We start from the raw sequence: 6,816 nt of genomic DNA on the forward strand, positions 1-6,816 counted from the left end.
GCATACCAGGCCTGGAGGCCGGCATCCGTGAAGGCCGCGGCCAGCCGGTCCGCCCGCAGACCCCGCCCGCGACCGGCCCGGGCCCGGCGAACGCCTGGCCCAGGCCCAGGCCTGCCACGACACGGACCCCGACACCGCGGCCGCCCTGTTGCGCTCCCTGGACCCGCAGTCCCTCGCCCCGGCCGAGCTCCCGGGCTTCGCCTTCCTGCTCAACCACGTGCTGGGCGAGAAGTTCGGCGCCTGGCGCGAGGCGCTGGCGCTGCACCAGCGGTCCCTGGATTTCCCCGGCGTCACGCCCGGCCGCCTGCGGCTGGCCGCGGCCGCGGCCTTCGCGGCGGGCGACGCCGCCGCCACGCGCGGGTTCACCGAGGCCTATGCCGCGGCGGTGAAGGCGGACCCCGGCCGCGCGGACGAGGTGGTGCGCCTGAGCGCGGCGGTGTGCACGGTGCAGCGCCTGTCCGCGGCCGAGGCGGGGCAGCTCGCGCAGGACCTGCTGTGGGCGGTGGAGCAGCCCGGCTGGCAGCAGGCCACGAGCCTGGACGCGGCGGTGGCGGCCTGCCTGAACAACCTGGCCGGCGCGCTGCAGGAGCGAGCGCCCGCCGACCTGCGGGACCCGGTGCTGCGCGGCGCGCTGCTGCGCTGTGCGGCCCAGGCCCATCGCTTCTGGGCCCGCGCGGGCACCTGGGTCCAGGTGGAGCGCGCGCTCTACCTGCGCGCGACGGTCGCGACCGCGCTGGAGGATTTCGACGCCGCGCTGGGCTTTTCCCGCGAGGCGCTGGCCCTGATCGCCGCGAACGAGGCGGGCGGGCCGCAGCCGGTGGACCGGGCCTTCCTGGAACTGGAGCAGGCCCATGCCTGCGAGTGCCTGGGCCAAGTGGAGGAGGGGGCGGCGGCGCGGCTGCGGGCGGACCGGCTGGCCGCGGCCTTCACGGATGCCGGCCTCCAGGCCTGGTATGCCGCGCGCCGGGCGGCGCTGGCGGGCGCATCGCCCGGCTAGGCCGGGCGCGCGGGGCTCACTGCTCGGCGAAGGCCCGCTCGATGACGAAATCGCCGGGCTTGGAGGTGTTGCCCTCCACGAAGCCGCGGCCCTCGAGCATGTGCTTGAGGTCCTTGAGCATGGCCGGGCTGCCGCAGATCATCACGCGGTCCTGCTCGCGGTCCAGCGGCGGGATGCCCAGGTCCTCGAACATCTTGCCGCTCTCCATCAGGTCGGTGACGCGGCCCATGTGCTTGTAGGGCTCGCGCGTGACCGTGGGGTAGTAGCGCAGCTGGCTGCTCACCATCTCGCCCAGGAACTCGTGCGCGGGCAGGTGCTCGACCAGCATGTCGTGGTAGGCCAGCTCGTCGACCTGGCGCACGCCGTGCACCAGGATGACCTGCGCGAACTTCTCGTAGGTCTCCGGGTCGCGCACGATGCTCATGAAGGGCGCGAGCCCGGTGCCGGTGGACAGCAGGAACAGGCGCTTGCCGGGCAGCAGGTAGTCGGTCAGCAGCGTGCCCGTGGGCTTGCGGCCCACGATGATGGTGTCACCGGGCTGGATGTGCTGCAGGCGCGAGGTCAGCGGGCCGTCGGGCACCTTGATGCTCAGGAACTCGAGGTGGTCCTCGTAGTTCGCGCTGACGATGCTGTACGCGCGCAGCAGCGGCTTGCCGTTGACCTTCAGCCCGATCATGGTGAAGTGGCCGTTGGAAAAGCGCAAGCTCGCGTCGCGCGTGGTCGTGAAGGTGAACAGGCGGTCGGTCCAGTGGTGGACGGAGAGCACCCGCTCCTCGTTGAATGCGCTCATGACTTTTACGTTGGGTAGCCCCCGATTATCGCCGACCGGCTCACCATGGGCTGGCCAGGGGGTTGCGCCGTCGGTGCGGGTTCCAGGCAGACCGACCCCGGACCACGACACCCATGAGCCAGATTTCACGACGCATCTTTCTCCAGGTGGGCGGCGCTGCCGCCCTGGTGCCGCAGGCCGGCCAGGCGGCCGCGCCCGCCGCCGCACCCGCGCCGGGCGGCCCCGGCGCCCCGGCCGGCACGGCGCCGCAGGGCTACTTCTTCTTCACCCAGCCCGAGGCGGCCTTCGTCGAGGCCGCGGTGGACCGCCTGATCCCGCCCGACGCGCTGGGGCCGGGCGCGCGGGACGCGGGCGTGCCGCAGTACATCGACCGGCAGCTGGCCGGCGCCTGGGGCGCGGGTGAACGCCTCTACCGCAGCGGCCCCTGGCAGCCGGGCACGCCCAGCCAGGGCTACCAGCTGCCCTTCACCCCGGCCGAGCTGTTCCGCAACGCGCTGCGCGGCATCGCGCACGACCCGCAGCTGGGCGGCAAGCCCTTCGAGCAGCAGGACGGCCCGGCGCAGGACGCCTACCTGACGAAGCTGCAGAACGGCACCCAGGACCTGGAGGGCGTGCCGGCCAAGACCTTCTTCGAATCGCTGTGGGCGATGACGGTGGAGGGCTACTTCAGCGACCCGGTCTACGGCGGCAACGTGGGCATGGGCGCCTGGGCCATGCTCGGCTTTCCCGGCGCCTACGGCAACTACTACGAGCTGGTCGACCGGCACGGCCTGGCCTTCAACGCGCCCCCACGCAGCCTGGGCCAGGACGGCAGCGCCCATGTGCAGGCCATGGGGCCGGACATGGGGATGGCCACCGGGCACGCGGCCCCGAAGGGGCGCCGCTGATGGCCGCCCGAAAATTGCCGCCCGTGGACGCGGTGCTGCTGGGCGTGGGCCTCGTCGGCACGCTGCTGGGCCGCGAACTCACGCGTGCCGGCCTCAAGGTGGTGGGCCTGGAGCGCGGCCAGCCGCGCTTCACCGTGCCCGACTTCCAAGGCCCGCAGATGCACGACGAGCTGAAGTACTCCATCCACAAGGGCCTGATCCAGGATGCGGCACGCGAGACGCTCACCTTCCGCAACAAGGCCAGCGAGACCGCGCTGCCGGTGCGCCGCTTCGAGAGCTTCCTGCCCGGCACCGGGCTGGGCGGCGCGGCGGTGCACTGGAACGGCCAGACCTACCGCTTCCAGGACAGCGACCTGCGCATGCGCTCGCACACGGTGCAGCGCTACGGCGAGAAATTCATCCCGCAGGGCGCGCTGGTGCAGGACTGGGGCGTGACGGCGGCCGAGTTGGAGCCCTACTACGACCGCTTCGAATACCTGCTGGGCACCAGCGGCAAGGCGGGCAACCTCAAGGGCGGCAAGGTCGCGGGCGGCAACCCCTTCGAGGACCCGCGCTCGCGCGACTACCCCACGCCGCCGCAGAAGGAGCCCTACGGCTCGGCGCTGTTCCGCAAGGCCGCGGCCGGGCTGGGCTACCACCCCTTCCCGCAGCCCTCGTCCAACCTCAGCCAGACCTACACCAACCCCGAGGGCATGACGCTGCGCTCGTGCATGTTCTGCGGCTTCTGCGAGCGCTACGGCTGCGAGCACTTCGCGAAGGCCTCGCCGCAGACCGTGCTGCTGCCGGTGCTGATGAAGGACCCGAACTTCCAGCTGCGCACCCAGTGCCAGGTGCTGCGCATCAACCTCGACAAGGACCGCAAGAAGGCCACTGGCGTGGCCTACGTGGACGGCGCCGGGCGCGAATTCGAGCAGCCGGCCTCGCTGGTCATCGTCGGGCTGTTCGCGCTGCACAACGTGCGCATGCTGCTGCTCTCGGGCATAGGCACCCCCTACGACCCGGCCACCGGAAAGGGCGTGGTCGGCCGCAACTACGCGTACCAGACCACCAGCGGCGTGCAGGCGTTCTTCGACGAGAAGGTGAACATCAATCCCTTCATGCGCTCGGGCGCCTGCGGCACCGTGATCGCCGACTTCGTGTCCGACAACTTCGACCACGGGCCGGCCGGCTTCCTGGGCGGCGCCTTCGTCGGCGAGGTGATGAGCCACGGCCGGCCTATCGAGTTCCACCCCACGCCACCGGGCACGCCGGCCTGGGGCTCGGGCTGGAAGCAGGCGGTGGCCAGACACTACAACCACACCAGCTCGCTGATCGTGCACGGCAGCTCGCTCGCCGTGGCCAGCAACTTCCTGGACCTGGACCCCTCCTACAAGGACGCCTGGGGCCAGCCGCTGCTGCGCATGACCTTCGACTTCCCGGAGAACGACCTGAAGATGAGCGCATACATCACCGGCAAGGCGCAGGAGATCGGCCGCGCCATGGGCGCCCGCCAGGTGAGCGCCGCGCCGCGCAAGGGGCCCTACACCATCACCCAGTACCAGACCACCCACAACACCGGCGGGGCGATCATGGGCGCGGACCGCGCCACCTCGGTGGTGAACCGCTACCTGCAGAGCTGGGACGTGCCCAACGTCTTCGTCATCGGCGCCTCGGCCTATCCGCAGAACGCTTCGTACAACCCCACCGGGACGCTGGGCGCGCTGGCCTACTGGGCCGCCGACGCGATCACCAAGAAGTACCTGCCCAACCCGGGGCCGCTGGCATGAACCGCACGCTCGCCGCTTCCCTGTCGGTCGCGCTCCTGGCGGCGCTGGTGCTCGCCGGCTGCAACCGCGAGGACGTGGGGCCGCCGGCCCCCGGCAGCACCTCGTCCGCCAGCGCGGCCAGCGGCGCGGCGGGCAGCGCCTCGGCGGCCGCTGCGCCGCTGGTGCCCTCGAGCTCGCCCTCGCTCATCGTGCCCGCGAACGTGGACACCGCCGCCGGCCGGCAGATCGCCGCCCAGGGGGCCCCGGGTGCCGCCGCCTGCGCCAGTTGCCACGGCGCGGGCGGGGAGGGCAACGGCGGCTCGGGCTTCCCGCGCCTGGCCGCGCTGGGCAGCGTCTACACCCTGCACCAGCTCAACAGCTACGCCGACGGCACGCGCGCCAACCCGGTGATGACGCCCATCGCCAGCGCCCTCAGCCCGCAGCAGCGCGTGGAGGTGGCGGTGTACTACTCGACGCTGGGCGCGCCGCCGCAGGCCGCGGGCGCGGCGAGCGGGTCCGCCCCGGCAGCGCCGCCGCAGGCCGGCACGGCCGCGAGCGCGCCGGTGCTCGCGGTGCGGGGCGACGAGTCGCGCGGCATCCAGGCCTGCGTCAACTGCCACGGGCCGCAGGGCATCGGCGACGCCGGGCCCAATCCCTACCTGGCGGGGCAGCACGCGGCCTACCTCGCCAACGCCATGGCGGCCTGGAAATCCGGCGCCCGCCACAACGACCCCAGCGGCCAGATGCCGGCCATCGCCAAGGCGCTGGACGACGGCCAGGTGCAGGCGCTGGTGGCCTACTTCTCGGCCTTGCCGCCACCGCAGCCGCGCAATGCGCAGGCCGTGGCCGCCGCGGGCACGCACGAGCCGCCGGTGAAGTCGGGCCCGGTTACGGCCACCGCGCCCACCCAGGGCGTGGGCACGGACCAGGGCGCCTCCACCACGGGTGCGTCGCAGAGCCAGGGCGTGGGCGGCGCGGCGGGCAACCCCGCACAGGGGCCGAACCGCTGAGGCGGGCGGCCGGGCACCCGGGCCGACCGCGCCGCCGGGGTGGGGCCGCTCAGCCCAGCCGCGCCGCCTGCACCTGCCCGCGCCGCGCCTCGCCCTGCCGCTCCAGCATCCAGCCCGGGTACTCGGGCGCGGGCCGGCTGGCGGCGTCGATGGCGGCGAGTTCCTCGGCCGACAGGCGCAGCGCGCCGGCCTTCAGGTTGTCGGCGAGCTGCTCGGGTTTCTTGGCGCCCACGATCACGCTGGTCACCACCGGCTGGTGCAGCAGCCAGGCCAGCGCCACCTGCGCCACCGAGACACCCTGGGCCTGCGCGACCGGCTGCATCGCGTCGATCACGTCCCAGGCGCGGGCCTTGTCCACCGGCGGGAAATCGAAGTGGGTGCGGCGGCTGCCGGCCTCGCCCTGCTGGCTGCGGCTGTACTTGCCGCTGAGCAGGCCGCCGGCCAGCGGACTCCACACCATCAGGCCCAGGCCCTCGCTCTGCAGCATGGGCACGATCTCGCGCTCCAGGTCGCGGCCGGCCACGGTGTAGTAGGCCTGCAGCGATTCGAAGCGGGACAGGCCCAGCCGTTCGGCGATGCCCAGCGCCTTCACGATCTGCCAGGCGGCCCAGTTCGACACGCCCACGTAGCGCACGTGGCCGTGGCGCACCAGCTGGTCCAGCGCGCGCACGGTCTCCTCGATGGGCGTGGCCGGGTCGAAGGCATGCACCTGGTAGAGGTCGATGTGGTCCAGCTGCAGCCGGCGCAGGCTGGCCTTCACGCCGTCCAGGATGTGGCTGCGCGACAGGCCGCGCGCGTTGGGCCCCGTGCCGGTGTCGCCGAAGACCTTGGTCGCCACCACGACCTGGTCGCGCGGCACCTTCAGGTTCTTCAGCGCCTGGCCGGTGAGCTGCTCCGACACGCCGCCGGCGTACACGTCGGCGGTGTCGATGAAGTTGATGCCGGCGTCCAGGGCCTGCCCCACCAGCGTGTCGACCTCGGCCTGCTGCAGCTGGCCGATGCGGGCCCACATGGTCTCGCCGCTGCCGCCGAAGGTCATGGTGCCCAGGCACAGCTCGGACACGAACAGGCCGGTACGGCCCAGGGTGCGGTAGCGCATCGTGATTTCTCCTGCGTTGATTGGAAATGCGGAAGCCGCCGATGGTGCCGCATCGCGCGCCGGGCGTGTTGCGTGGGGCCTTGGCAACGTTTGCCGCCCGCTGAGAAACCTTGGTTCGTGCGACATGGATGACATGGCCGTAGGCCCGCATCCAAATTTGAGCGCGGCCTCCTTTCGCCACCGCTGGGGCTCAGATACTGGTTCCATGAAACGTCGTCATTTCAACCAGGGAGTGGCCGCAGGCGCGGCCGTGATCGTCGCGGGATGCGGTGGAGGCGGGGGTGGCGG

General features: G+C 72.6%; 6 protein-coding genes. 4 read left to right on the forward strand and 2 right to left on the reverse strand.

The window, feature by feature from the left end:
• Positions 1 to 148 precede the first annotated feature (148 nt).
• Positions 149 to 997 carry a hypothetical protein gene (locus tag IM725_RS19280; RefSeq protein ID WP_193782264.1) on the forward strand — a complete coding sequence of 283 codons (849 nt, stop codon included), beginning with the start codon at positions 149 to 151 and terminating at the stop codon, positions 995 to 997.
• Positions 998 to 1,013: 16 nt separating this feature from the next.
• Here the strand turns inward: IM725_RS19280 and IM725_RS19285 are convergent, their stop codons facing one another.
• Positions 1,014 to 1,787 carry a ferredoxin--NADP reductase gene (locus tag IM725_RS19285; protein WP_193782265.1) on the reverse strand — a complete coding sequence of 258 codons (774 nt, stop codon included), beginning with the start codon at positions 1,785 to 1,787 and terminating at the stop codon, positions 1,014 to 1,016.
• 113 nt (positions 1,788 to 1,900) lie between these two features.
• Between IM725_RS19285 and IM725_RS19290 the strand changes: the two genes are divergently transcribed.
• The 3 genes from IM725_RS19290 to IM725_RS19300 are packed head-to-tail and all read left to right on the forward strand — an operon-like array spanning position 1,901 to position 5,429.
• Entirely contained in the window at positions 1,901 to 2,674 is a 774-nt protein-coding gene (locus IM725_RS19290) for a gluconate 2-dehydrogenase subunit 3 family protein (protein WP_193782266.1), read from the forward strand.
• Positions 2,674 to 4,440 carry a GMC family oxidoreductase gene (locus IM725_RS19295; RefSeq protein WP_193782267.1) on the forward strand — a complete coding sequence of 589 codons (1,767 nt, stop codon included), beginning with the start codon at positions 2,674 to 2,676 and terminating at the stop codon, positions 4,438 to 4,440. Before IM725_RS19290 ends, IM725_RS19295 begins: the two co-directional genes overlap by 1 nt.
• On the forward strand, positions 4,437 to 5,429 hold the full coding sequence (locus IM725_RS19300) for a c-type cytochrome (protein WP_193782268.1): 993 nt from the start codon (positions 4,437 to 4,439) through the stop codon (positions 5,427 to 5,429). Before IM725_RS19295 ends, IM725_RS19300 begins: the two co-directional genes overlap by 4 nt.
• A gap of 49 nt (positions 5,430 to 5,478) precedes the next feature.
• On the opposite strand, the gene IM725_RS19305 is transcribed toward IM725_RS19300, so the two are convergent.
• Positions 5,479 to 6,528: an aldo/keto reductase gene (locus IM725_RS19305; protein WP_193782269.1), complete on the reverse strand. Its 1,050-nt coding sequence runs from the start codon at positions 6,526 to 6,528 to the stop codon at positions 5,479 to 5,481.
• Positions 6,529 to 6,816: the final 288 nt, after the last annotated feature.

Origin of the sequence: Ramlibacter aquaticus (genome assembly GCF_015159745.1) — a bacterium.
Classification (GTDB): Bacteria; Pseudomonadota; Gammaproteobacteria; order Burkholderiales; family Burkholderiaceae_C; genus Ramlibacter; species Ramlibacter aquaticus.

What these genes read in the sequence shown, in the direction of transcription:
- IM725_RS19290 (WP_193782266.1), top strand. Translation starts at nt 1,901, where the DNA reads ATGAGCCAGATTTCACGACGCATCTTTCTCCAGGTGGGCGGCGCTGCC.
- IM725_RS19305 (WP_193782269.1), bottom strand. Translation starts at nt 6,528, where the DNA reads ATGCGCTACCGCACCCTGGGCCGTACCGGCCTGTTCGTGTCCGAGCTG.
- IM725_RS19285 (WP_193782265.1), bottom strand. Translation starts at nt 1,787, where the DNA reads ATGAGCGCATTCAACGAGGAGCGGGTGCTCTCCGTCCACCACTGGACC.
- IM725_RS19300 (WP_193782268.1), top strand. Translation starts at nt 4,437, where the DNA reads ATGAACCGCACGCTCGCCGCTTCCCTGTCGGTCGCGCTCCTGGCGGCG.
- IM725_RS19295 (WP_193782267.1), top strand. Translation starts at nt 2,674, where the DNA reads ATGGCCGCCCGAAAATTGCCGCCCGTGGACGCGGTGCTGCTGGGCGTG.